This window comes from Hymenobacter properus (genome assembly GCF_015694735.1).
Taxonomy (GTDB): domain Bacteria; phylum Bacteroidota; class Bacteroidia; order Cytophagales; family Hymenobacteraceae; genus Hymenobacter; species Hymenobacter properus.
The window spans coordinates 1,296,051-1,321,421 of the sequence record NZ_JADQDP010000001.1 but is presented as its reverse complement, the minus strand read 5'-3'; the positions used below and the strand labels follow the sequence as shown (position 1 = coordinate 1,321,421).

Here is a 25,371-nt window from a genome sequence, read left to right as displayed (position 1 = left end):
GAAGGACCTTCTCACGCTTGAGTTACTTACTCGGACGTGAGAAGGTCCTTCGCTGCGCTCAGGATGACAGATGGTTTTGGTATCTAAGCGTTGGCCAGGGCGCGGTCGAGGTGCACGTAGCCGCCGTCGACGTGGATGATTTGGCCGGTGGTGTGGCTGCTGCGGTTGGAGAGCAGGAAGGCCGTAGTGTTGGCCAATTCTTCGGCCGTGGTCATGCGGTTGCCGAGCGGGATTTTGCTAGTGATTTCGCGCAGCTTCTCCTCCGGGTTGGGCAGGGTCTGAATCCAGGTTTCGTAGGCCGGCGTCCAGCTTTCGGCCACCATCACGGCGTTCACCCGAATGCCGTACTTCAGCAGCTCCACGGCCCACTCGCGGGTGAGGGCGTTGCGCCCGCCGTTGGCGGCGGCGTAGGCCGAGGTGTTGCCCTGGCCCGTTTCGGCCGTTTTAGAAGTGATGTTGACGATGGCGCCCTGCGACTTCTTCAGCTCGGGCAGGGCGTGGTGGGCCATGAGGTAATAATGCACCACGTTGCGGTGCAGGCTCAGCATGAAGCCGGCGTAGTCGCCGGTTTCGAGGCCCACGCCGTCGTTCACGCCGGCGTTGTTCACCAGGCCATCGATGCGGCCAAACTGGGCCACCACGGCCTGCACGGCGCGGGCGCACTCGTCGGGTTCGGCCAGCTCGGCGGCCACCTGCCCGGCGCGGCCTCCGGCGGCTTCAATAGCGGCCACCGTTTGCCGGTTGTCGGCTTCGTTGCGGCCCACGATGACCGGAATGGCGCCCTCTTGGGCCAGCACCCGCACGATGCCCTCGCCGATGCCCTTGGCTCCGCCTGTGACGATGATGACTTTGTCCTGAAGCTGTAAATCCATGAAGAAGAAGGTTGTTAGTTGCTGGTTATCAGTTGTTCGTTGTCAGTTGCTGGTAGTGGTTACAACGACTAACCAGCAACTGACAACGAACAACTGACAACCAGTAATCCTACAGTTGATAAAAAGCGGTGGCGTTGTCGCCCCAGAACTGGTTTTGCTCGCCGGGCGAAAGCCGGGCCACGTAGTCGGCCACCAGCGCGTGCATGCGTCCGTAGCCGCCGGCCACGTTGCACACCGGCCAGTCGGAGCCAAACATGACGCGGCCGGGCCCAAAGGCCTCAAACACCACGTCGAGGTAGGGCCGAAAATCAGCCGGTTGCCACTGTTGCCAGTCGGCTTCCGTCACCATGCCCGAAACTTTGCACAGCACGTTCTCGCGCTTGGCTAAGGCCTGAATGTCGCGCCGCCAAGGCTCCAACTCGCCGGCTTTGATGAGCGGCTTGGCCAAGTGGTCGAGCACAAAGGGCTGCTTGGGAAAGAGGTCCGCTAACTCGGCCGCATAGCCCAGCTGGTCGGGCAGCACCAGCAGGTCGTAGGTGAAGCCCTGAGCGGCCAGCGCCGTTATGCCGCGCCGGAATTCGGGCTTCAGCATCAGAGCTCGGTCAGCTTCGCCCTGCAGCACGTGCCGGAAGCCTTTCAGCTTCTCGAACTGCGCGTAGTGGGCCAGGCGCTCAGCCACGTTCTCGGCCCGCAAGTCAACCCAGCCCACCACGCCTTTGATGAAGTTGTGCTCGGCCGCCAAATCCAGCAGCCAGTCTGTTTCGGTCTCGCTTTGGCTGGCCTGTACGGCCACGCACCCATCGAGGCCGTGCTGCTCCAGAATCGGCTGCAAATCGGCGGGCAAAAAGTCGCGTTGGATGACTGCCATGTCGGGCGTTATCCAGGCGTCACGCTCGGCGTCGAACTGCCAGAAGTGCTGGTGGGCGTCAATTCTGACCATACGCTTTCACGGTTTGGCGCGAGGTGCCCAGGCCGTCGATGCCCAGCTCCACCACGTCGCCGGGCTTGAGGTACACCGGCGGGTTCATGCCCAGGCCCACCCCAGCGGGCGTGCCGGTCGAGATGATGTCGCCGGGCAGCAGGGTCATGAACTGGCTGAGGTAGGAAATGAGGAAGGGAATCTTGAAAATGAGGTTGGCCGTGGTGCCGTCCTGCATCAACTGCCCGTTCACGCTTAGCCAGAGGCGCAGGTTGTCTACGTCACCCATTTCGTCGGGCGTGGCCATGAAGGGGCCGATGGGGGCGAAGGTGTCGCAGCCCTTGCCCTTATCCCAAGTGCCGCTGCGCTCCAGCTGAAACTCACGCTCCGACACGTCGTTGTGCAGGGCATAGCCGGCGATGTACTGGTGGGCGTCGGCCTCGTCCACGTAAGAAGCTTTCTTGCCAATCACCACGGCCAGCTCTACTTCCCAGTCGGTTTTGACGGAGTTCCGGGGAATCACCAGGTCGTCGTTCGGGCCCACGTAGGCCGTGGTCGACTTCATGAACAGCACCGGCTCGGGCGGGGGCGTGGCGCCGGTTTCGCGGGCGTGGTCGGCGTAGTTCAGGCCGATGCAGAGGATTTTCGACGGCCGCGCCACGGGTGGGCCCAGGCGCTCGGTTTCGGCAATGGGGGCGAGCCGGCCGTCGTTTTCTTTCAGAAATTGAGCGAGCCGAGCCAGGCCATCGGTCGCAAAAAAGGCTTCGTTGTAGTCTTCGCCGAACGCCGAGACGTCGTAGCGCTGCTCGTGGAGGATGACGCCGGGTTTTTCCTGGCCGGGCTGGCCGTAGCGGATGAGTTTCATAGGAAGGGTGTGGTGGTTAGAGAAGAGGGAACGTCATGCAGAGCGCAGCGAAGCATCTTTACCCCGGAAGTAATTATTTACTGTTGCGGTAAAGATGCTTCGCTGCGCTCTGCATGACCGTTCTGGAGTGTCCTGCATCAGGTGTTTAGCTTGATGAAGCCGCCGTCCAGCGGGTAGTCGCAGCCGGTCACGAAGCCGGCTTCGTCGGAGGCCAGGTAGAGGGCCAGGGCGGCCACTTCGTTGGGCTGGCCCATGCGGCCGATGGGCTGGCTTTTGGAGAGCTTGTCGAAGATTTCGTCTTCCTTGCCGGCGTAGTTTTTGGCAATGAAGCCATCCACGAACGGTGTGTGCACGCGGGCCGGCGAGATGCTGTTGCAGCGAATGTTGCTGCCGAGGTAGTCGCGCGCCACCGAGAGCGTCATGGCAAACACGGCGCCCTTGCTCATGGAGTAGGCCAGGCGGTCCGTCAGGCCCACGTGGGCGGCAATGGAGGCCATGTTCACAATGGCGCCGCCGCCCTGCGCCTTCATCAGCGGCACGGCCGCAAACAGGCAGTTGTAAGCGCCTTTCACGTTCACCTGGTACACCCGCTCGAAGTCGGCTTCGGAGGTGGTTTCCACGTTGCCGACGTGGGCGATGCCGGCGTTATTCACCAACACATCGACCCGGCCGATGGCCTGAAAAACGGCCACCACGGCGGCCTGCTCGGCCACGTTGGCGGCGTGCACCTGGGCCTGGCCGCCCGCCTGCTCAATTTCGGCCACCACCTCCTGCCCGGCGTCGGCGTTGAGCTCAATGATGTGCACGCGGGCGCCCTGCTTGGCAAAAAGCAGGGCAATGGCCCGGCCGATGCCGCTGCCGCCGCCGGTGATGACGGCCGTTTTTCCGGATAAACTGAACATGTTTTTAAAGTGCGGGTAAGTGTAGAATAGGGTGAAAAGGGGGCGTTAAATGTTGCGGTTTCGGCTGGCCCGGCGGCGGTTCACTACCGCCAAACATGCCAATGCGCCGCCACCCTTTCGGAATAGCGACGCATTGATTTGTAATGCATTAAACTAGCTCAGCCGTTGGCCTATTGCATGGGGTCGAAGCTGCCGCCCCAGTCTTTGTTCTGCTGCACCTGGGGGTTGTTGTCGATAGCGGCCTGCGGAATGGGAAAGAAGTAATACTTCGCATCCCACTTGATGCCGGTCGTCGAGATGGGCGCGGCTTCCAGCGCCTTGGGGGCGATGGTAAAGTAGTTGGTGTACACCTGGTCCAGGTTCAGGTTGTCGCGGGTGGTAGCGAAGTCCGACGGGGCCGAGGCGTTCAGGGTGATGGTGCGGCCCGTGCGCTTGAGGCCGTTGAGGGTTTCCATCTTGCGCCAGCGGCGCAAATCCCAGAAGCGCTTGCCCTCAAAGGCCAGCTCCAACTGCCGCTCGTACAGGATGGCGTCGAACATCTCGGCGCGGGTCATGTTGGCTTTCAGGCCGTAGTTGCCGTCGCTGCCGGGCTCGATGCCGGCACGCTGCCGAATGGCCTTCAGCTCGGTGTAGGCTTCGGTGAGGCGGTTCACGCCGCAGGCGCTTTCGGCCAGGTTCAGCAGCACTTCGGCGTAGCGGATTTCAATCCAGTCGGTGCCCAGGTACTGCACTTCGCTGGGCGAAGCCGAGGGGTTGATGGCCTTGCGGCAGTAGAAGCCGGTGTTGGTGGCACTGCCAGATTCTACCGAGGTGCTGCCGCGCAGGTAGGTCCAGAGGCGGTAGCCGGTGTTGCCGTTCAGGGGCCAGGTGCAGCCGTTGTAGGCAATGGTTTTGTCGAAGCGCGGGTCGCGGTTTTTGTAAAACAGCTGGTCGCTGTAGGTGTAGCGGCCGGTTTCGGTGCGCTTCTTGCCGTCCAGCATGGGGAAGGCCTGGACCATTTCCCAGGTGGGCTGGTTCTGGCCGCCGCCGGTGCCGTTCACGGCGGGGCGGGTGGAGTTGTCGTACTGGTTGTTGCGCTTCAGCTGGTCACCGGTCGAGGTGTTGTAGCTCGTCACCATCACGGCCTCCGGGTTGTTCACTTCCTGGAACCAGAGCTGGTCGAAGGAGGCGTGCAGGCGGTAGCCGTTGGCCAGCAGCGTGGCCTTGGCTTGCACGTTGGCGTCGTAAGCGGCCTGCCACTTGTCGGCGGTGGTGAACTGCGGGCTGGCGGCGTATACCAGCACGCGGCCCTTGAGGGCCATGGCGGTGCCTTTGTTGATGCGGCCCCAGTCCGAGTTAGACGTCCACTTGCCCGGCAGGGTCTGAATGGCCGAGTCCAGGTCGGCCACGATGGCGGCAAAGGTTTCGTTGGTGGTGTTGCGCGGGATGTAGGCCAGGTCGCGGGCTTCCTGGCCCACGCCGTTCAGCGGGCTCATCACCAGGGGCACGCCGCCGTACTGGCGCACCATCTCGAAGTAGCGCCAGGCGCGGAAAAACTGGGCCTGGCCCCGCAGGCGGCCCTTGGCGCCGCTGGGCAGCGGGCCGTTTTTCACGTTGCTCAGGAACATGTTGATGGTCCGGATTTTGCCGTAGTTGTTGGTGGCGCTCAGGCCCGTGCCAAACTCGCCGCCCACGTCCGACACCAGCAGCGTACCCGCCAGCAGGCGGTTGGCCGAGTAGGCTTCTTCGGTCAGGCCGGCCACGTTGAAGTTGCTGGCCGTGTTGTTGGCCGTGTTCAGCGTGGCGTTGATGATGGGGTCGCCCCACTCGGGCAGGTTCTGGTTGTAAATGAAGCTCAGGTTGAGGTTGGCCAGCGTGGAGTCCTTAAACACGAGCTCCGTCGTGGACTGCCCCAGGTTCTCCTTGTCCAGCACTTTCTCGCAGCTGCTCAGCCCGAAAGCGGTACCGATGGTGGCGAGGGCGATGTAGTGAAATGGTTTCATGTGGCGAATGGGGTGGGAATTAGAAGCCTACGTTCAAACCAAGCGAGAGCGAGCGCAGCGTGGGGTATGCGTCGTAGGAGCCCGAGTAGGTTTTGTAGCTGTAAGGGTTGTAAAAATTGAGGGCGTTAACGGCCGTGAAGAACACGCGCACCGAGCCGACGCCCACCCGGTTGGTGAGGGTGGTGGGCAGGCTGTAGGAAATGTTGGCGTTGCGCATGCCCGCCGAGAACGAGCTGCGGAACCAGAACGACGAGTTCACGTCGTAGGTCGAGCCGAAGGCCGGGGCCGGGTACGCGGCGTTCGTGTTTTCAGGCGTCCAGTGGTCGGCCCAGAACTCAGGCCGGTTGGCCGTGGCCGTGCCCTGCTTGCGGGCGGCCGATTCTACTACGTCCTGGCCGCCCCACGACAGGCCCATCGTGGCCGAAATGCTCAGCGACTTGTAGGTGATGGTGGGGTTGAAACCGATGCTGTAGTGGTTGCTCGACTTGGGGGTCAGGTAGGTTTGGTCTACCTCCGTGATGATGCCGTCGGGGGCCGTGTAGTTGCCCGAGGCGTCTTTGGGGCCGCGGATGTCCTCGTAGTACAGCATGCCGGGCTTGGGGGCCGAGCCGAAGAGGGTGTACTTGGGGTTGGCCTGCAGCAGGGCGTCTACATCAGCCTGGGTGCGGAGCATGCCCAGGTACTTGTAGCCCACCACGCCTTGGTCGGTCGAGCGGCCCGTCGGGTCGTCCCACTGGCCAACCTGGCCGCGGCTCACGTCCACTTTGATTTGCTTGTTGTCGCTCCAGGCAAAGAAGGTGTTCACGCGGAAACCGAGGTCCTTTGTGATTTTGTCGCCGTAGCCCACCGATACTTCGTAGCCGAAGCCGTCTACCGACGAGAAGTTTTCGGAGGGCAGAGCCGCGCCAATCACCTGCGGCGCCGAGTTCACCAGCGCCGTGAGCATGTTGTAGCGGTGGTCGTAGAAGCCGTCCACGGTCAACGACAGGCGGTTGTTCAGGAATTGAGCGTCGATACCAGCGTTGTACTTGGTGTCGTCGTCCCAGCGGGCGGCGCGGTTGGCCAGCGCATTGTTGGCCGCAAACACCAGCGACCGGTCGCCGTTGCCGCCGAACACGGCGCCCTGGCCGGTTTTCAGGCCGTAGCTCGTTTGCCAGTTGAAGGCTTTGGTGGCGTCGCCGCCCAGGAAGCCCACCGAGCCGCGCAGCTTCAGCAGGTTCACGAAGCTCACGTTGTCGCGGAAGAAGTTTTCCTGCGAAATCACCCAGCCCACCGACACCGAGGGGAACAGGCCCCAGCGGTACTCCGGTGCGAAGTTGGTGGAAGCGTCGTAGCGCAGCGTGGTTTCGAGCAGGTACTTGCCGTCGTAGTCGTAGTTGAAACGGCCGGCGTAGGAGAGCGTGCCAGCTTCGCTGGCGCTTTCCGTAGTGGTTTGGGCGCCGGTGGCGAAGTTCTGGTAGTCGAGGTTGGGCACGCCGGGGGCGATGATGGCGCCTTCGGCCATGGCGGCCACGCCGTCGGTGGTGGTTTCCGACTGCTCGAAGAAGGCAATGGCGGCCACGTGGTGCTTGCCAAACTGGCGGTCATACGTGAGGTAGCCGTTCAGCTGGTAGCTGTCGAAGGTGGTGGGATTCAGGCGCACCCGGTCGCCGTTGTTCAGCACCACAGGGGCGCCGGTCACGTTGCCGCCGTAGATGTGCTTGTTGGTGCCCAGCATGGTCAGGCGGTACACGTTGTACTTGGTGCCGTACTGCTTGCCGAAGCTGTTGTCCATGGTTTTGCCGAACAACACCCGGGCTTTCAGGCCCTTGATGAAGGGCAGCTCGTACTCGGCGCTGGCCGTCACGTTCAGGCCGGTGTTGCGGGTCGAAGTGTAATTGTCCGAGTTCTGTACTTCGAAGAAGTGGAAGGCGTCCACTGTGTTCAGGTTGGCGCCGTTGGCGTTGGTGAGCAGCGTGGGCAGGCCGTTCACGTACATGGGCACCCACTGCGGCGTGTAGAGCAGGCTCTTCATGTCGTTTTCCACGTTCTCGCCGCCCTGCTTGAGGTAGTACATGCGCTTCTGCGACAAGTCGCCGCTTACCGACAAGGCCACCTTCAGGCCGCGGGCCACCTTCACGTCGGTGCTGGCGCGGTAGGTCCACTTGTTGGCGTTGATGTTGTCGAAGTTGGCGTTCTGGTAGTTGTAGCTCACGCCGGCGAAGTAGGTCACCCGGTCGGTGCCGCCGCTCATGTTCAGGGCGTGGCGCGTCAGAATAGCCGGTTTCCAGGCCGTGCGCAGCCAGTCGTAGTTATTGCCCGCGAAGCTGTCCAGCTCGTCCTGGGTGTAGTAGTTCGTGCTGGTGGGCGCCACGTTGTTGGCGCGGTTGATGTCGTTCAGGTAGGTGGCCTGTTGCACGCCCGACATCATCTTGGGCAGCTGCACGGCGTCGGTGGAGCCCACCGAGCCGCTGTAGCTGAACTTGGGCGCGCCCAACTGGCCGCGCCGGGTGGCCACCAGCACCACGCCCTGGGCACCGCGGGCACCGTAGATGGCGGCCGAAGCGTCTTTCAGAATCGAGATGGATTCTACCTCCGACTGGTCGAGCACGTTGAAGTCGTCCTCGGTGCGCACCACGCCGTCAATAACGAACAAGGGGCGCAGCGTACCGCCGTCCTTCGACAGGATGATGGGGTTGCGCACCGTGATGGCGCCGGCCTCGCCGGGGCGGGCCGTGCCGCCACTCACACTCACGCCCGGCAGCTGCCCGGCCAGCGTGGCCGAGAGACTGCCCGTGGGCAAGTCCTGAATCTTCTGCATGTCCACCGTGGCCACGGCCCCGGTCATGGTAGCCCGGGTTTGGGTGCCGTAGCCCACCACCACTACTTCTTCCAGGGCGGCGTTGTCGTCTTGCAACGACACGTCCAGCGTGGTGCGGCCGTTCACAGCCACTTCCTGTGTCTTAAAGCCAATGAAGCTGAAAATCAGCGTTTCATTGCCCGTGGGCAGGTTGAAGTGGAAGGTGCCGTCCGGGCCCGAAGTGGTGCCGCTTTTGGTGCCTTTGATGAGCACCGTCACGCCCGGCAGCGGGTTGCCTTTGGCGTCTTTCACCACACCCGTAAGGCCCACTTTGATGCCATTCGGCGCCTTGGGCGATTTAAGATTGAGGGGCGGACCGGCCACGGCCGCCTGGGCCGGGTCGGTGGCCAGCAGCGTGCCGCCTACGAGCAGCGCGCAGGCTAGCCGCGGAGCCACTGCCGACAGCGGCAAGGATTTGGGTAAGGAGTGGGCCATAACAGTTTGGTGGGTTAAACTGAGAAAAAGGGTGTTGATGGATTATTGCGCGGTGCCGGCGGCTTTGCGGGCCGCGATGCGAGCCTGCCAGTCGATGCCGGCCTGTTTCATGTCGATGCCAGCGGCCGAGAGGTAGTTGTTGATGCGGCCCTTGTATTTGCCGAACCAAGCGTGCTTCTGCTCCGAGGTGCCGCCGTCCATGGCGTGCTCGCGGGCCTCGGTCAGCCAGGCCAGCATCTGAGCACGCTGCTCCTTCGTGAGGTTGGGCAGCATGTCGTTGTAGGCATTCATGGTGAGGGGCAGCACGCCGTAGGTCATGCCGTCTTTCACCTGTTCTACCTGGGCCGGGGTGAGGCGGCGGCTCAGCTTTTTGAGGAACTGCGGGTGCAGCTTGTCGAGGGCGGCGGTGGTTTCGGTTTCTACCTGGGCCAGGGCGGCCTTGGTGGCGTCGGTCTGGGGCTGGGCTTTGAGGGCGGCCTTGCGGGACTTCTGCTGCTCGTAGATGTCGTTCAGAGCGCGGTACTGGTCGGCGATGACGTCGCGTACCTGCACCGAGTCTTTGGCTTTCAAACCGTCAATCTTGCCCACAATCTTGGCCGCGCGCTCCGTGATGGTGCGGGTGTAGGCAGCCTCTTTGGTTTCGGTGGGCGCGGGCGCCTGGGCCGAGGCCTGACTGGCAGTAGTTGCAATAAGCAAACCTGTTAAAAACAGGCTTAGCAATGATTTATTCATGTTTCACGGGTAGTGCTAGAATAGGAGCAAGTTACCCGTGTTTTGAAGGCCCGTACTGTAACTTTTAACTAACTTATTGTACGATATTATCATGAGTATGAAGTTTTGATTAAGCCAACTTCCAATTTCGGCAAAAAGTGCCTCTCCAGTATCGTGAAGGTGGTTTTGGCCGGCTCGCCAGAGAGCCCGACCGGGTGTGTAAAAGCCCTTAAATGGCCCAAAAACGCCACGCAATCGTTCCCGGACTTTTTTTGTATATCGTATAATCAGCGCGCAAAATTCCCTATGCTTCGGGTACAGCTAGCGGGCTATATATAGGAGCGGCCGTAAGTGAGGGCGTCATCACCGGCCGTTTGCGCCAGTAATTGGCCAGGATAGAACCCGAAATATTCATCCACGGGCTGAACACCGCCGCCGGCAGCCCTACCGTGCCCAGCTTGCCCATGCTGCCGGCCAGCCCCGAGGCCATGCCGCCGTTTTGCAAGCCCACTTCGAAAGCCACCGTGCGGGCCGAATTCACGTCGAGCCCGAACAGCCGGCTCAGCCAATAGCCAAAGAAATACCCCGCCGCGTTGTGCAACACCGAAGCCAGGAACAGCAGGAAGCCCACGCGCAGCAGGTTGTCGTGCCCGGCAGCCGTGGTTACGGCCGTGAAGTAGATGATGCCGAACATGGACAGGTAGGGCATTACGGCATCTATTCGGGGCAGCTTCTTAGCTGCTTGATGATACAGCACGCCCACCACCACGGCCGCCACCAGGAAGCTGAGAATCTCCAGCGCCTGCAGCAACTCGGGGCTGCTGACACGGCGCTCCAAAAAAGCCCACAAGCCCAGCGGCAGCGCCACCAGCCATAGTGCGCCGGCCCCAGCCAGCAGGCCCACCACGCGCCGGCCCTGCGGCGGCGCGGTTTTCAGATAATCGTGCAGCAGCGCGGCCATGATGGGCACCAGCACGATTTTGATGATTTCCATCATCATGCTCACAAACTTCACCTCGATGAGCGTGCCCGCCAGCAGCTTGAGCAGGAGCGGCGTGAGAAACGGCGCCGCCAGCGTGGCCATGGCCGTCACGACCACCGAGAGCACCATGTTGGCCCGCGCCAAATACACCATCACATTCGAGGCCAGCCCGCTGGAGCAGGAGCCGATGAGGATGATGCCGGCCGCAATTTCCGGCTCGAAGTGAAACACCCGGGTGAGCAGCAGCCCCATGAGCGGCATCACTGAAAAGTGGCACAGCAGGCCGATGAGCACGCCCTTGCCCGTGCTGCCCAGCCCCGAGAAGTCCCGAATGCTCATCTGAATGCCCATGCCGAACATCACCAGCTGCACCACCGCCAGAATCAGCCATTTGTGGCGCAGGTCCACGCCGCCCCACTGCTTGAAGGCGCCCGGGTACACCAGGCCGGCCACCACCGCCACAATAATCCATGCCGTGTACTGGTAGCTGCGCAACAGAGGCACGGCTTTCAAGCCCAGCGCCAGGCCCACCACTGCTACTACTGCCGCCGGCTGCCACAGGGCAGCATTATGTTGGCTGATACCTATTAGAAGTACCACGCCCGCGAGGCCGGCAACAAGCAAGCAGAGTTGGAAAAGGCGGTTCATGGGGCGCGGCGAAAGGATTGGGGTTGGCGGGACCATTCAAAGATTTAGGCGGGGCAAGCCGGCCCCTACAGCAGCTCCGTTGCCAACTGCTTGATGGCGATGCCAGGGCTGGCCAGAATGGGCACGATGCGGTCGGCTGCATCCAGCGCATCGACCACCCGCGCCATGCTGGCCTGGGCCAGCACCACCACATCCACTTTCGTTACCAATTCCTTCAGCGCGGCGGCTACGATGGCGTCGTGCTTCGCGCCATCGCCGCTCATCAGGGCCTCGAAAGCGCCTTCGCAGAGCACAGAGGTCAATTCGATTTCGCGGCCGGCCAGGGCGGCGCGGCGCTGCACCAGGTCAGCAGTAGGGCCAAGGGTGGTGGGCAGCGTGGCAATAACGCCGATGCGCCGGCCGGTGCGCACAGCTTCGTCGGCCATGGGCTGGTCGACGCGCAGCACGGGTACCCCGGCCAGGCCGGCGGCCTGCTCCACCGCCGCGCCAATGGACGAGCAAGTGACCAGTACATAATCGGCCCCGCCTGCCTCGGCCGAATTCACGTAGCCTACCACGCGCCGGGCCACGGCGGGCGTGAGTGAGCCCTCGCGGTTGATGGTGCGCACCAGGCTGTCGTCGACGATGTTGAAGGTTTGCACGCCGGGCAGGTACTCGGCGCAAAGCTGTTGGAACACGGGCACCAGCGTAGCGGAGGTGTGGACGAGGGCGAGGGTTTTGGCGGGCATATTAGAATGGGTTGCTAGGTTTGAACAGCCGTCATGCAGAGCATATCGAAGCATTTCGCTGGGGCACAACTAATTAGTTAATCAAGCGAGATGCTTCGCTGCGCTCTGCATGACACGCCATTAATACTTATTCGGGCATCCGGCCTTCGAGCAGCACGCCGAAGTACCCCGGAGCGCCCACTTGGCCGCCTTTGAAATTGACTTCGACGCCGTGCAGAGGTGAATCCGGGGCCGACGCGCGGCACAGCGGCGCACCGGGGTAGAAGGGGGCTAGCATTTCTACTGCTTCGATGCCCATGGCGCGGGCAGCGTAGCTGGAGGTGTCGCCGCCGGCCACCACCACGCGGCGCACGCCGGTTTGCTGCACGGCTGTGCGGGCGATGAGGCCGAGGGCGGTACCCAGCGTTTCGGCCGGGAGGCTTTGGCCTGCGCCCGCCGCGCCGCCATTGGTGTGGACGATGACGCTTTGATTTTGCCGGAGGTAGCCGATGACTTGCTGCTGGTAGTGCAAGAGGGCAGAGGAGACATCAGTTTCGGTCGAAGCAGCCAGTTGATGCGCGTCAAGCACGACTTCGGCAAAGCCGTTGGCCCGGGCCCAGGCCACCTGGCCAGCCGTGACCGGCGAGCAGCTGCCCGACACTACCAGCAACGGTGCGGCACGGCCGGGTGCGGGCCACTCGCTTACAGGTTGCAGCGTGCCGCGCTGCGCCCATAGCCGCCCCAGTGCCATTTCGATGCCGGAAGAACCCACGGAAAACAGCGGCTTCGATTCGGTAGCGGCGCTGTCGACGGCGGCCCCAATGCCAAGAAGCTGCTCCTCGTAAAGCGCATCGAACAAAATGATTTCGGCTCCAGCCTGCACCTGAGCGGCCAGGGATTCCTGCATTTCAGCCAGCGGCCGGGCGATTTGCAGAATGTCGAGCAAACCGGTTTGGAGGCTGGTCTGCCGGGCCAGGTGCAGGCGCAGGTCGCTTTCGTCGGCGGGGGTGGTGGGGTGTTGGCTCATCGACGGATGCCGGTCGAGGCGGAAGATGCCGCCCTCGCTGCCGATGCCCAGGCGCGCAAAGAGGTTGCCGAAGGCGCAGTAGCGGCCCAGCGGCGGCGCAGCCACCAGCAGCGGTATAAAAGCATTGGGAAACACCCGACGCCCCACCTCAATGGCCCGCCCGATGCTGCCAATAGTAGGCGACGAATCGAACGTTGAGCACACCTTATAATGCACGTGCCGCGGCTGCAGCTCCCGCAACCGGGCAAAAGCCGGTTCTAAAACCGTCTGCATCGCATCGGGCCGCATGGCGCGGGTGAGGCCGGCTACGCCGATGGCATCGAGGCGGGGATAGGCGGCGAGCTGCGTGGCGGTGGGCGGCTCGATGAACAGGGCCGTGCGCGCCCCGGCGCGGCTCAGGAACTCAAGCGCGTCGGTGCTGCCGGTGAAGTCGTCACCGTAGTAGGCTAGGAGTAGCTGCCTGTTCATTTGCCGCCGAACTTTTCAACCGCTGCGGCAAATTCCGGATGTAGCGTGGCGGTTTCGGCCAAGCTGCGGCCGTCCACAGCGCCTTGCCAGGCTTGCTGTAGGGCCTGCACGCCGGCCGCCGGGCCCATGGGGTGGGCCAGGATGCCGCCGCCGGCCATGTAGAGCAAGTCGGTGGTGCGGGTGCGGCGGTAAGTCTCAAACGCCTGCCCGCCCCACTGGCCCGAAGACACCACCGGCAGCACTGAATAGCCACCGAGCAACGGCGTCTGGCAGGCTTCGATGGAGGCCACCACGCTGTCGTCCGATTCCCAGAACTTGTTTTGGATGCCGTTGACGTGCAGCTGGTCGACGCCCGCCAGCCGCCACAGCTTCTGGTAGGCGCGAAAATCGATGCCCAGCAGCGGGTGGCGCGTGAGCATGCCCCATCCGTTGCGGTGGCCGTGGATAGCTAGGGCCCCTTGGTCGCAGATTTTGCGGGTGCCGGCCAGGCCCACGCTGTTGATGCTCACCATAGCGCAGGTGCCGCCGGCGCGCACCACGTATTCGTACCGACGCAGCATTTCGTCCACTTCCCCGCTGATGTTGAAAGCATACATCACCTTCTTGCCGGTGCGGTCGGCATGGCGGTTGATGACGGCCATCACGGCATCCACGCGGGCCTCAAAAGGCGAGTTGGCGGCGGCCATCTGCAGCTCGTCGTCCTTCACAAAGTCGATACCAGCCTCGGCCAGCGTCTGCACCAGCCCGGCCGTTTGCTCGGGTGTGAGGCCGATGCTGGGCTTGATGATGGTGCCGATGAGCGGCCGGCCCTGCACACCGGTCAGCGCCCGGCAGCCGGCCACGCCGAACGCCGGGCCGGCAAAGTGCTGCGCATACGAAGCCGGCACGTCAAGGTCCATCAGCTTCAGCCCCGTGAACTGCCGGATTTCATACAGATTGCCCTGCAGCGTGGACACGAGCAGCGGTAGGTTGTAGCCAAAGTTCTCCACGGACCACGACACCCGCACCCGCGCCCGATGATACAGTCCGCTGCTGCTCGTGGCACCCGGAATGGCCGGTTCGCGCACCGTCTCTAGCTCCTCCACCGACTCTACGCGGGCCGCGAAACGCTGCTTGAGCTCCGCGGTTTCGCCCGGTACGGCCACGAAGGTGCCCGACGACTGCTCGCCGGCCAGCACGGCGGCCGCGTCTTCGGGGCGGAAGGGGGTTTCGATGTAGTAGGTAGCGGTAATGCGTTCCATGTAGTGGGGTGTAGCGTGGACTCTGCGAGTCCGCGCATGGGCGTTCAATTGGTAGGTTCGGGCAGGCGCGGACTCGCAGAGGCCACGCTACATTACCCTTGAAAAATTGACTTCAAATAGGCCGTATTGGCCCCGAAATTCTTCTTCACGTTGCGCGGGTCGGCGGCATCGCGCGAGCGTTCAATCACCAGCCAGCCTTCCCAGCCCATGTCGGCCAGGGTTTGCTTCACTTTGTTCATATCCAGGCGCGTGTTGTTTTGCAGCCACACGCCGTCCTCGTCGGTCGCGTGCATCTGGCAGATGCGCTTGCGGCCCAGGATGCGCAGCTCCTCGTTCAGGTCACGGCCTTCCTTGAGCGGGTTCGAGAAGTTGAAATAAATCTGGATGTTTTTTGAGCCGATTTCCTTTAACAGTTCTACCTCACCCTTGGCATCCAGTGCAGTTTCGATGCCGACGATTACGCCTGCTTTCTTCGCCATTTCGCCCACCACCTTCAGCCGCTCTACAATGGCGGGGCGCAGCTCCGGGTTCTTACGCAGGTCTCCTTGGGTGCCGAGGGGCAGGAAGGCCACCTTCACGTTCAGGGCCTTCATGGTGTCGAGGCAGTCCTGAATCATGCGTTGGTAGGTGGGGCGCGTAGCGAAGGACTGGGCGTAGAAGCCGGTCATGGCCAGCGAGCAGATTTCCAGGTTCAGTTCCTTGGCCTTGTCGATGAACTGCTGGCGGATTTCGGGCTTGGCGAGCTGGTTGTCGAAGGTTTCGCGCTGGCCCAGGCCGCCCATGTCGATTTCCACCCCGTCGGCCCCGATGTCCTTGGTGAGTTGCAGCGCGCCCAGCTTCTGCCGCTTCAGAATCATCAAGTCAACCACCGCCACTTTGTAGGTCAGTTTCTTTTTGGCGGGCGCAAGGGCGCTGGCCCAGCCGGGCAGAAGCAGGCCGCCTGTGAGCAGGGCGCTGGCGGATAGAAAATCGCGGCGGGAAATAGACTGGCTCATGGGGAGAGGGGCAGGGGCGGGGCCTGCCCCCGTCCGTTGTTGAACGAATTCGTTATTGTGGCGCGAACGTGTGGGTAGGGACAGATTTCGCCCCTACATTTTCATTGGTCGGAGCGAAAGGGACGGGCCGGCAGCCCGGCCTCCGAAAACAGATTCGGCTGCGCCACCTCATCCCAGCCGAAGCGCACGGCCTTCGGTTGCTTCACGCCCGGCGCCGATACCAGCACCTGCGAACCCTGGATGCTCGCCTGTGCAGGCACAAACACGCCGTCGGCTCCGGCAATGGTAAAGTCCGTCAGCGGCTTGCCGTCTTTGCTGACCAGCGGCGCGGCCGAGGCAAACGAAACGGTGGCTACGTCGCCCTTCACTTTCAGGCTGCGGAAAACCGGCCCTTTGGCCACCACGCCGGGCATTTTGTAGGTATTGGCCAACGCCAGCAAGGCCAACCGCCGCCCGATTTCCCACTTGAAGCCGGGGTGAATGCCGCCTTCGGTGTGGGCCAGGTCGGTGGTTTCTATCATGCCGGTGTGCGGCACTTGCAGCACCGCCGCCTGCGCCTCGCGGAACAGCGGCAAGGTTTCGCGCGTCAGCACTACTTTGTCGTGGGTATCGGAATATTTGAACGGAGCCAGCGACACGTAGTAGAATGGCATCGCTGAGTCGCCCCAGGCCGCGCGCCAGCTGCTGATGAGGGTGCGCATTTTCTGAGTGTACGTCGTCGTTTCGGCCAGGAAGCAGTTGCTTTCGCCCTGGTACCAGAGAAAACCACGGGCTGCCAGCGGCGCCAACGGCTTCACCATTGTCTCCCAGAACTTGCCCGGGTCGCCGTCTACTTTCTTGCCCGCAAAGGCCGGGTCCCGGGCAAAAGCCTCTTCCGAAATCCAGGGCTCGATTCGGCTACCCGGCACGGCCGAGGATACCATGCCCACCGGCACGTGGAGGCGTTGGTTCAGCTCTTTGGCGAAGAAATAAGCCGCTGCCGAGAATGAGCGCAGGGCCGAGTCCTGGGCCACGGCCCAGTCGTGGTGCAGGGTATCGGGCTTGGACAGCGTTTTGCGGTTGACCAGGAAAATGCGGATGGCGGGGTTGTGGGCCACATTCAGCTCGTCTACCGGATTGGGGCCGGGCACGTTGGGGCGCGTCACCTTGCTGTTTTTGCGCATGGTGTACTCCATGTTCGACTGGCCCGAGCACACCCACACTTCGCCCACCAAAATATTGCGCAGCCGGATGGTATTGCTGCCGCTGACGACCAGCTCGGCCGGCGTGGCCGAGGCTTTGAGCGGCTTCAGCAGCACCTGCCACTTGCCAGCGGCATCGGCCTTGGTGCTCGGGTGCTGCCCGGCAAACTGCACTGTCACCGCTTCGCCCGGTGCGGCCGTGCCCCAGATGGGAACGGGCTTCTCGCGCTGCAGCACCATGTCGTGCCCGAGAATGCGCGGCAGCGTGATGGTAGCGTGGGAGGGCAGTGCCATCCCTAGCAGTAACAATAATCGCCCGATAAGCCTGCGCTTTTCCATCATTTCTTGGCCAGCCAAATAACCTCCGCGCCGCTACCAGCGCTACTTAACGTCAGCGACTTGCCGCCCTTCACCGATTCTGTTGCGCCCGTAAACTGCCCAGTTTTGGGGTTGATGCGCCGCACGGCAAACGTGCCGCTCATCCCCGACAAATCCACCTGCACCGGCGACTGGCCGTCACGGTACAACAGCAGACCGGTTTTGCCGTCGCTCATGGTCCACTGGTCAGTTGGCTTACCGGGCAACTCCACCGGCTTCATCCCGGCCACTGCCGATGCAAAACCGGCATCGGCCACGCGGGGCAGGCTGGCCATCGAGCCGCCGGCCAGCAGCACGGCCCAGCCAAAGGCGTCGTAGCCATCAGCGGAGTAGAGCACGGCTTTGTCGGGGAATTGCTGGCGGTACTCGCGCACGGCCCGGTACACCTGCTCGAACGAACTGCGCTTGGGCGGCGTGAGGCGGGCGTGCTGGCGCGGGGCCAGGTTCTGGCCGCCGGCCGGGGCGTAGGCCTGGCCGTTGAACTGGTAGTGCCAGTAGTTGATGTCGATGACATCGACCACTTTGGCTCGCGCCGCATCGGCCAGAATGGCGTCCTGCACGTCCTTGGTGGTGCTCAGAGCGATGGTGGGGTGCTGACCGGTTTCAGCTTCCCACTCCTTTATGGTGTCGAGCCAGAACTGCACGAAAGCCAGTGGCCCGGTGAACTCAAACCCGATGGAGTGAATGACGCCGGTTTGGCCCTTAAAATTGTCGAGGCACTGGCGGATGTAGGCGCGGTGCAGCGGCCGACGCGTGGCATCGGTCACGTCGTAGAACTGCTCGGCCATGAAGATGCGTTTGTCGCCGGCGTAGGGCGGCGGCTCCGGGAAGCCCGTGTTGTTCACGTTGTTTACCGGGCGCCAGGGGAAGTCGGCATAGTGCGCGCCGGCCTCGATGATGTTGTGCTGGAAATAATGCTGGTGGAGCAGCACGAGGCCTTTTTGGTCGGCTAAGTCGGCAAACTGGTGCAGGCGGCTCCAGTACCAGGCGTTATACTTGGTGAGGTCGTAGCGGCTGAGGCCGTCCCAGGCCAATTCCTTGCCGCTGCGGGCGAAGGGCAGCTCGTAGAACGGCGCCCATACCTCGCCGTCCATGCGACGGATACGCTCGTGGTCGTCGCGCCGACGCTCGTACCACAGGCCGTAGTTGTGGTGCAGCATCACCACGTTTTGCGCCCGCATCGAGTCGGTCATTTCCTGCAAATCATCGGTCAGGCCACGGCCAATCTGGCCCGGCACGAAGCGCGTGATGTGCGGCTTGGGGTTGAGCAGGCCGTAGGGGCGGGCGCTGCCGTTCCACCACGGTACTTCCTGGCGGCGGCCCAGCACCAGGGAGTTGCCGCGCGTTAGCACGCCCTGCGCTACGTGCAGCGGAGCCGCGTAAGTGGGCGCCGGGGCGATTTTCAGCTTCAGCTTGTCAATGCTCGGGGCTGAGTTTTGAACCGAAATAGGCTGACGCGTGGGCGCGGCCTTCACCAGTTCCAGCACGGTAGGAGCGGGGTTCACCGATAGGCGCGTCAGCTCCTGGGCTACGGCCACTTTGGGGCTGCTGCTGGCCTCAGTAGGCACGGGCAGCAGGATGGCGCGGGCCTTTACGGCGTCGCCCAGCCGCTCCTGCAGCTGCGCGTAGTAGAGGCTACGCGGGTTGATGTTTTCGTTGGATTGGTCCCAGTAGCCGTTGCCGGCAAACTGCGCCCAGGTGCCAAAGGCCCAGTTCTGGGCCGTGGGCGGGCGGTAGCAGTCCATGCGGGAGGCGGTGCATTGCCAAAACACGCTGTTGGCCACGGTCCAGCCGGCGCCCTGCCCGTCCTGCTCGCGGTTGCCGAAGCGTAGGGCCTGGCCATATTCCTTGATGATGTCAAACAGCACGCCCGAGGCCCAGCTGTCCACACCTCCGCTAAAGCTCAATGCCTGCTCGGCGTCGCACTGCACGAAGGCATTGGGACCAGCCGCGCAGAAGCCCAGCGCGAAATCATGGTAGCCATTCTCAGCATACAACCGTTGAAAAAGCGTCTGCGAGCCCAGCGTGTAGAAGGTATTGCGCCGCTCGTTGCCGATTTCCGACACCGGCGCGGTCGAAATACAATCCTCCACCGTCAGGCGGCGCGCGGTGGCCTGCGCCAGCACGGCCGAGCCGGCGAAGTGCCGGAAACTCACCTGCCGCACCCAGGCATCCTGCGCGTTTTCAATGTCAATGGCCACCCAGCGGTGGTTTTCATCCTTGGGGTTGGCCGCGTCGAAGGTCGATTCCAGCCGCAGATTTTCTACGCCCACCTGTGTAACCAGGCCGGGCCAGATGTAGCGAGCCACGGTGCCGCCGCCGTAGGCTTGGTCGAGCGCAGTGGTGATGGGGGCGTCCAGCGTGATGCCGTTGGCATCCACAGCCACCACCTGCCGGTCCCAGGCCAGGTCGCGCTGGCCGGGTTTCCAGCCCAGCGATGACAGACCGCCACCGAAGGTTTCCATGCCCAGCTTATGCACCCAGGCCGCTGTGCTGGGCCGTCGTACCTGCACCCGGTCCCCCACCTTGAAGGCGCTGGCATTGTCAACTTTGATGCTGCGGGCATTCACCGGCACGTACTTGTCAGCGACAGCGACGGCGGTTTCAAACTTGCGGTCGTTGTGCCCGCCCACAGTCAGCAGGTGGTCGCGGCTCACGCCCGTGCCGACAACAACGGTGCCGCCGTCGCCCATGCCGCTGCCGCGCAGTACCACGCCCGACGCACGGATGAATAGGCGCCCCGCCACTTCATACGTCCCATTTTCCAGCAGCACCGCGCCGCGCAGCCCGTCTTTGCCCAGCGGCAAACCCGCTACATAATCCAGCGCCGACTGAATGCGCGCCGTGGCATCGCCGGCCTTCACCGGCACCGTCACCTTGATGGTGGCGGTGGGAATGGCTGCCTCGCCTGCCCGATAGCCGGCGTAGGAAAAATCCGGCACCCGGTTGCCGAGCGAGTCCGGCGCGTAGCTCAGCTTGCCGTCCTTGAACTCGATAGGGCCGGGAGGAGGCACGGGCTTCGCTGGCTTCTGCGCGGCGGCAGGGCCGGCGGCGAGCAGACCGGAAAGGAGCAGGAAGTAAAAGGTGCGAGTGGGGTGGGGCACTGGAAAGAAAAAGGGTGTTTTCAGAGCAGCTTAATAGGATAGTCGAATAATCAAGAACGTCATGCTGAGCGCAGTCGAAGCATCTCTACCGCGCAATGCATTTCATTTTACCATTGCAGTATAGATGCTTCGGCTGCGCTCAGCATGACGTTCTGAAAATCAAAAAATGGCTACGGCTTCACCGTATTCAGTGCCACCAGGCTATTGAGGTAGTTCTCAATGTTGGCGTAGCCGTTTTTGGCAATGGCTGCTGCGTCGGCCGCATTCTTGGGGTCGAAGCCGTTCTTCTTTTCGTAGTCGTCGGGCATGCCGTCCTTGTCGGAGTCGGTGTAGGGCTTGCCGGCGTAGGTGGGGTAGCCGCCCACCTGCACGGGGTCGGTGATGATGCCGTTTTTATAGGAATCAATCGGTAGGCGGCGGTGCTCAAACTGCGTGGTGGGCAGCTTTATGTTCTTGATGTAGTCGATTTTACCGGTGCGCACCTGCTGAATCACGCGGGTGTCGACGGGGTCGCGCTTGGGCAGGGTGGCGCCGGCGTTGTCGAGCACGTAGCTGTAGGCTTTCTCGGCCGGGATGATGGTGATTTCCGGCATCGGCAGGGGCTTGTCCACCTTCATGTCAGGCATGTACTTGCCGGCATTGGGCAGCTCCTCCACCTGCACGCCGCCGTTCCAGTTGTCCTTGGTCACCTCGGGGTAGCCTTCCACGATGTTGCCGGCCACGTAGGCGCGGCCGTACACCTGGTATTTCAGCTTGCTGCGGCCCGATTCAGGCTTCAGGATGCGGTGGCCGATGGGCGTGTCCTTGGGCGTTTGGGGGCCGGGCTTGTAGTAGTTATTGATGATGTTGTAGAGGGCGCGGTAGTCGCCGCCGTCGGTGGAGCGGTGCACCCAGTTAAACATCACATTGTTGGCGAAGTTGAACACGCCGTTCCAGCCGATGGACGGGTTGCGGCCCGCGTTGTCGGCCCACAGGTTGCGCATGAACGTGCAGTTCTCGCCGCCCAGCGTGCTGCCAAAGGCGTGGTTCCAGGTATCGAGCGCTTCGGAGAAGATAGAGTTCTGGATGGTGATGTTTACCGTGCCCAGCTTTTGCTCTGGAATGCCGGTGCTGTCGTTGTACATGTGGCGGTACATCGACATGTTCTCATCCAGGCCCCAGCTCGCCGAGACGTGGTCAATCATGATATTGCCAATCGGGTTGCCGCCGATGGAGTCGTCGCGCCGGCCCACATTCGTCTCGCCGCGGCGGAAGCGCATGAAGCGAATCAGCACGTCGTGCGTGTTCAGCCACACCGACTCGCCGGCCACGCAGATGCCGTCGCCGGGGGCGCTCTGGCCCTCGATGGTGATGTAGGGGGCCCGAATCATGAGCGGCGTTTTGAGGCGGATGATGCCGGCCACGTTGAATACGATGATGCGGGCGCCGCCCTGCTCGCATGCCTCGCGCAGGCTGCCGGGGCCGCTATCGGCCAGGCTGGTCACCACAATCACGCGGCCGCCGCGCCCACCGTAGGTGTAGGCTCCGCCGCCCTCCGCACCCGGAAACGCCGGGATGCTGGCCTGCGGCAAATCAATGGGACGGGCCGCCCACGGAATGTAAGGCTTGCCCTCGCGCTGCTCCTTCTGAATGATGGGGTAGGCCTTGTTCCAGGCAATTTCGGACTGCCGGTAGGCGTCCTTCATCATAGCCTCGCTGGCCTTCTGCACGTCCTGCGGAATCTTGGGGTACTGGGCGTGGGCCGCGAATTGCGTGGAGAAAAAGAGGCCTAAGGCGCTAAGCGAAGCAAGCGGTTTGTTCATGAGCGGGGTGGGGGAGTTTGGATGAAGCGAAATAACAGGGTAAAAACCGCCGGCACCTATACCATTTTCTCGACCCTGTGTAGGATGTTAGCATTCGCCCAGAGAAGGCGGGTGGGCGTTTGGCGTTGATAAGTAAATACTCACCCGCACGCTGCTGCTCGATATGTTTATCGTCAACGAGGCGCATTCATTGTTCAGTTCAAAACAACAGGAAGAGGGTTTTAGCTACTGAGAAAGCCTTCGAGCGTGCTAGGGTATTGCTGGCGTCTGCCTGTGAAACAGCCGTTCGTGACGCCTCACCAAGCCCAGTTTCTGCCGTGGCGAAAGCCGCTTACGCAGCAGATTTATCGATTGTGTAAAGGCTGCTTTGGCGATGGCAACATGCTACAAGAGCCGGCGAACATGGTACACAGAATTAGCCCAGGCGCCCGATAATTTTGACCTGATGCCATTCGTCCATTTCGCTTCTTCTTGCCGCCAATCAGCAGTGCTCCGCAAGTACTGGAATCAGCTTTTTTGCAGTGCTGTCTTACTGGTTGGTTTGTTGCTGGGCCCTAGCCAGATAGCCCAGGCCACCAACCCGGTAGAACGGCCTGCCGCCGCCCAGACCCGCACCATTCTCCTGCCCAAAACGGCCCACGCCCGCCTGCAATACGGCGCGGACCAACTGGCTGCGGCACTGAAAAAAGCTGGCTATCAGGTTCAGATTCAACAGGCCGACAAACTGCCCAAAGTTAAAGGCCTGATTGTAGTGGGCCGCGCGGCCGATGCCTTGGTGCAGCAGGCAAATACCACTTTTCACACCGCTGCTGAAAAGGCACCCGGCAAGGAAGGTTTCGCCATTTCTTCGGCCAAGGATGACAACCTGCTCATCAGCGGGGCCGATAATTCTGGGGCGCTCTACGGATGCCTGGAGCTGGCTGAGCAGGTGAAAGCACAAGGCAAAATCGGCGAGAACATTCACCTCACCGACCAGCCCGAAATGGTGCTGCGCGGCACCTGCATCGGCGTGCAGAAGCCCACCTACCTGCCCGGCCGCAACGTGTATGAGTATCCCTACACGCCCGAAACCTTCCCCTGGCTCTACGACAAGGCGCTCTGGATTAAGTATCTGGACATGATGGCGGCCAACCGCTACAACTCGCTCTACCTGTGGAACGGTCACCCCTTCGCCTCGCTGGTGCGGCTGAAGGACTACCCGTTTGCGGTGGAGGTAGACGATGCCACCTTCAAGAAGAATGAGGAGATGTACCGCTTCCTGACGCAGGAGGCCGACAAGCGCGGTATCTGGGTGATTCAGATGTTTTACAACATCATTGTCTCCAAGCCCTTCGCCGAGCATTATAAGATTAAAACCCAGGACCGGGCCCGGCCTATTGTGCCGCTCATTGCCGACTATACGCGCAAGTCCATCGCCGCCTTCGTGGAGAAATACCCCAACGTGGGCCTGATGGTGGCGCTGGGCGAGGCCATGGAAGGCGCCGGCCAGGACGACGTGGACTGGTTCACGAAAACCATCATCCCCGGCGTGCAAGACGGCCTCAAAGCCCTGGGCACTACCGAGCAGCCGCCCATCGTGCTGCGGGCCCACGACACCGACGCGCCCCGTGTGATAACCGAAGCGCTGCCGCTCTACAAAAACCTCTACACCGAGGCCAAATTCAACGGCGAGGCGCTGACGACTTACACCCCACGCGGTTCCTGGGCCGAACTGCACCGCAAGCTGAGCGGGATGAACTCGGTGCACATCGAAAACGTGCACATTTTGGCCAACCTGGAACCGTTCCGCTACGGCTCGGCCGATTTTATTCAGAAATCGGTGCAGGCCATGCATAACATTTACGGTGCCAACGGCTTGCACCTCTACCCTGAGTCATCTTACTGGGACTGGCCCTACACGGCCGACAACGTAGCCGGGCGCCAACTACAAGTTGACCGCGACTGGCTGTGGTATGCCGAATGGGCCCGCTACGCCTGGCGCGCCAACCGCCCCCGCCCGGCCGAAGTCGCGCACTGGAGCCAGCAACTGGCCGCCCAATTTGGCTGCGACGAGCAGGCCGGCCAGCACATTCTGGAGGCTTATGAGCAGGCTGGCGAAATCGAGCCCAAGCTGCTGCGCCGCTACGGCATCACCGACGGCAACCGGCAGACGCTCACGCTGGGCATGTTGATGAACCAGCTGATTGACCCCAAGCGCTACGGCTTGTTTACGCTGTTGTATGAGTCGGAATCGCCGGAGGGCGAGATGATTATCGAGTATGCTGAAAAGGAGGCGAAAGGAGAGAAGCACGTGGGCGAAACCCCGCCGCAGGTGGCCAATGAGGTGGTAGCGCATGGCAAAGCCGCCATTGCGGCCATCGAGCGCGCCGCACCGGCTATCAAGCAAAATCAGGCCGAGTTTGCCCGCGTCAAAAACGACATGTACTGCCAGGATGAGCTGGCGAATTTCTACGCCGAAAAGGCCCGCGCGGCCCTGCAGGTGCTGCGCTACAAGTACTCGCACAACGTGCAGGACCTGATGGCTGCAGTGCCGCTGCTGCAAAGCAGCGTAGCGCACTGGCAGAAGCTGGTGAACCTCACCAAGGACAGCTACCTCTACGCCAACAGCATGCAAACTTCGCAGCGCAAAATCCCCATGCGCGGCGTGGACGGTACCTACAAAACCTGGGCGGAAATGCTGCCCGTGTACCAAAAGGAGCTGGCCGTTTTTCAGCACCACATCGACTCGCTGAAAACCGCTAAAACCAACGTGGACGCCCCCAAAATTGAGGTGCTGCGCAACGCCCCGGTGAAGCTGCTGAGCAAATCCGATACCTACCCTATTGCCAGCGGTCAGGCCGTTTTTGCTGATACCACGGCGCGCATCACGGCCCTCGCGCCGGAACTGGCGAAGCTGCAGGGGCTGCGTTTCGGCAAGGCGCAGCAGGTGGCACATGGCACCGAAATCCGCTTCACTACTACCAAGCCGGTGCGGCTGCTGGTTGGGTTCTTCAACCAGAAAAGCCCGCGCTATTTGCCCATTCCCATCCTGGAAATTGACGCCAGCGCCAACGACTACGGCCAGGCCGATAGCAAGATTACCAATGCCCTTGCCATCGAAGGACTGCCGCCGGTGAACGTGCACGCCTATTCCTTTAAAGCCGGTACGCACACGCTGAATCTGGCCCGTGGGGCCTGCGTGGTGCTGGGCTTTATTGATGGCAGCCAGCCGCTGCGCACCTACGATGCCGGACTGGGCGAAGGGGTGCGCAAGGTGGGCGAACTGGATTGGTTGTTTGAATAAATATGTAGCGTGGACTCTGCGCGTCCGCGC

Annotated in this window: 16 protein-coding genes; 1 reads left to right on the top strand and 15 read right to left on the bottom strand. The window is 62.3% G+C overall.

What is annotated here, in order from left to right; all coding sequences use genetic code 11:
* Window positions 1-83: 83 nt before the first annotated feature.
* From I2I01_RS05570 to I2I01_RS05500, 15 genes are all read right to left on the bottom strand, one after another.
* Entirely contained in the window at window positions 84-872 is a 789-nt protein-coding gene (locus tag I2I01_RS05570; protein ID WP_196285411.1) for an L-fucose dehydrogenase, read from the bottom strand.
* A gap of 109 nt (window positions 873-981) precedes the next feature.
* Complete coding sequence (locus tag I2I01_RS05565) at window positions 982-1,812, bottom strand: amidohydrolase family protein (protein ID WP_196285410.1); 831 nt, start codon at window positions 1,810-1,812, stop codon at window positions 982-984.
* Window positions 1,799-2,656 carry a fumarylacetoacetate hydrolase family protein gene (locus tag I2I01_RS05560; RefSeq protein ID WP_196285409.1) on the bottom strand — a complete coding sequence of 286 codons (858 nt, stop codon included), beginning with the start codon at window positions 2,654-2,656 and terminating at the stop codon, window positions 1,799-1,801. The genes I2I01_RS05565 and I2I01_RS05560 overlap by 14 nt, the downstream gene beginning before the upstream one ends.
* A gap of 137 nt (window positions 2,657-2,793) precedes the next feature.
* Window positions 2,794-3,558 carry an SDR family NAD(P)-dependent oxidoreductase gene (locus tag I2I01_RS05555; RefSeq protein WP_196285408.1) on the bottom strand — a complete coding sequence of 255 codons (765 nt, stop codon included), beginning with the start codon at window positions 3,556-3,558 and terminating at the stop codon, window positions 2,794-2,796.
* Window positions 3,559-3,728: 170 nt separating this feature from the next.
* On the bottom strand, window positions 3,729-5,540 hold the full coding sequence (locus I2I01_RS05550; protein WP_196285407.1) for a RagB/SusD family nutrient uptake outer membrane protein: 1,812 nt from the start codon (window positions 5,538-5,540) through the stop codon (window positions 3,729-3,731).
* A 19-nt stretch (window positions 5,541-5,559) separates the two neighbouring features.
* Entirely contained in the window at window positions 5,560-8,814 is a 3,255-nt protein-coding gene (locus tag I2I01_RS05545) for a SusC/RagA family TonB-linked outer membrane protein (RefSeq protein WP_196285406.1), read from the bottom strand.
* 42 nt (window positions 8,815-8,856) lie between these two features.
* Window positions 8,857-9,546 carry a DUF3826 domain-containing protein gene (locus I2I01_RS05540; RefSeq protein WP_196285405.1) on the bottom strand — a complete coding sequence of 230 codons (690 nt, stop codon included), beginning with the start codon at window positions 9,544-9,546 and terminating at the stop codon, window positions 8,857-8,859.
* A gap of 283 nt (window positions 9,547-9,829) precedes the next feature.
* Entirely contained in the window at window positions 9,830-11,155 is a 1,326-nt protein-coding gene (locus I2I01_RS05535) for a bile acid:sodium symporter family protein (RefSeq protein ID WP_196285404.1), read from the bottom strand.
* Window positions 11,156-11,220: 65 nt separating this feature from the next.
* A complete protein-coding gene (locus I2I01_RS05530; RefSeq protein WP_196285403.1) occupies window positions 11,221-11,883 on the bottom strand; it encodes an aspartate/glutamate racemase family protein in 663 nt (220 codons plus the stop codon).
* 127 nt (window positions 11,884-12,010) lie between these two features.
* Entirely contained in the window at window positions 12,011-13,357 is a 1,347-nt protein-coding gene (locus I2I01_RS05525) for a four-carbon acid sugar kinase family protein (protein WP_196285402.1), read from the bottom strand.
* Window positions 13,354-14,598, bottom strand: coding sequence for a ribulose-bisphosphate carboxylase large subunit family protein (locus I2I01_RS05520; protein ID WP_196285401.1), 1,245 nt, complete (start codon window positions 14,596-14,598; stop codon window positions 13,354-13,356). The genes I2I01_RS05525 and I2I01_RS05520 overlap by 4 nt, the downstream gene beginning before the upstream one ends.
* Window positions 14,599-14,690: 92 nt before the next feature.
* Entirely contained in the window at window positions 14,691-15,593 is a 903-nt protein-coding gene (locus I2I01_RS05515) for a sugar phosphate isomerase/epimerase family protein (protein WP_196285400.1), read from the bottom strand.
* A gap of 101 nt (window positions 15,594-15,694) precedes the next feature.
* Complete coding sequence (locus I2I01_RS05510) at window positions 15,695-17,068, bottom strand: sialate O-acetylesterase (RefSeq protein WP_211537829.1); 1,374 nt, start codon at window positions 17,066-17,068, stop codon at window positions 15,695-15,697.
* A 44-nt stretch (window positions 17,069-17,112) separates the two neighbouring features.
* Entirely contained in the window at window positions 17,113-20,256 is a 3,144-nt protein-coding gene (locus I2I01_RS05505; protein WP_196285399.1) for a DUF6298 domain-containing protein, read from the bottom strand.
* Window positions 20,257-20,426: 170 nt separating this feature from the next.
* Entirely contained in the window at window positions 20,427-22,058 is a 1,632-nt protein-coding gene (locus I2I01_RS05500) for a pectate lyase family protein (RefSeq protein WP_196285398.1), read from the bottom strand.
* Window positions 22,059-22,599: 541 nt separating this feature from the next.
* Here I2I01_RS05500 and I2I01_RS05495 point away from each other — a divergent pair.
* Window positions 22,600-25,341 (top strand): alpha-d-galacturonidase, encoded by a 2,742-nt coding sequence (locus I2I01_RS05495; RefSeq protein WP_211537828.1) that lies wholly within the window; start codon window positions 22,600-22,602, stop codon window positions 25,339-25,341.
* The last annotated feature ends 30 nt before the right edge of the window (window positions 25,342-25,371 follow it).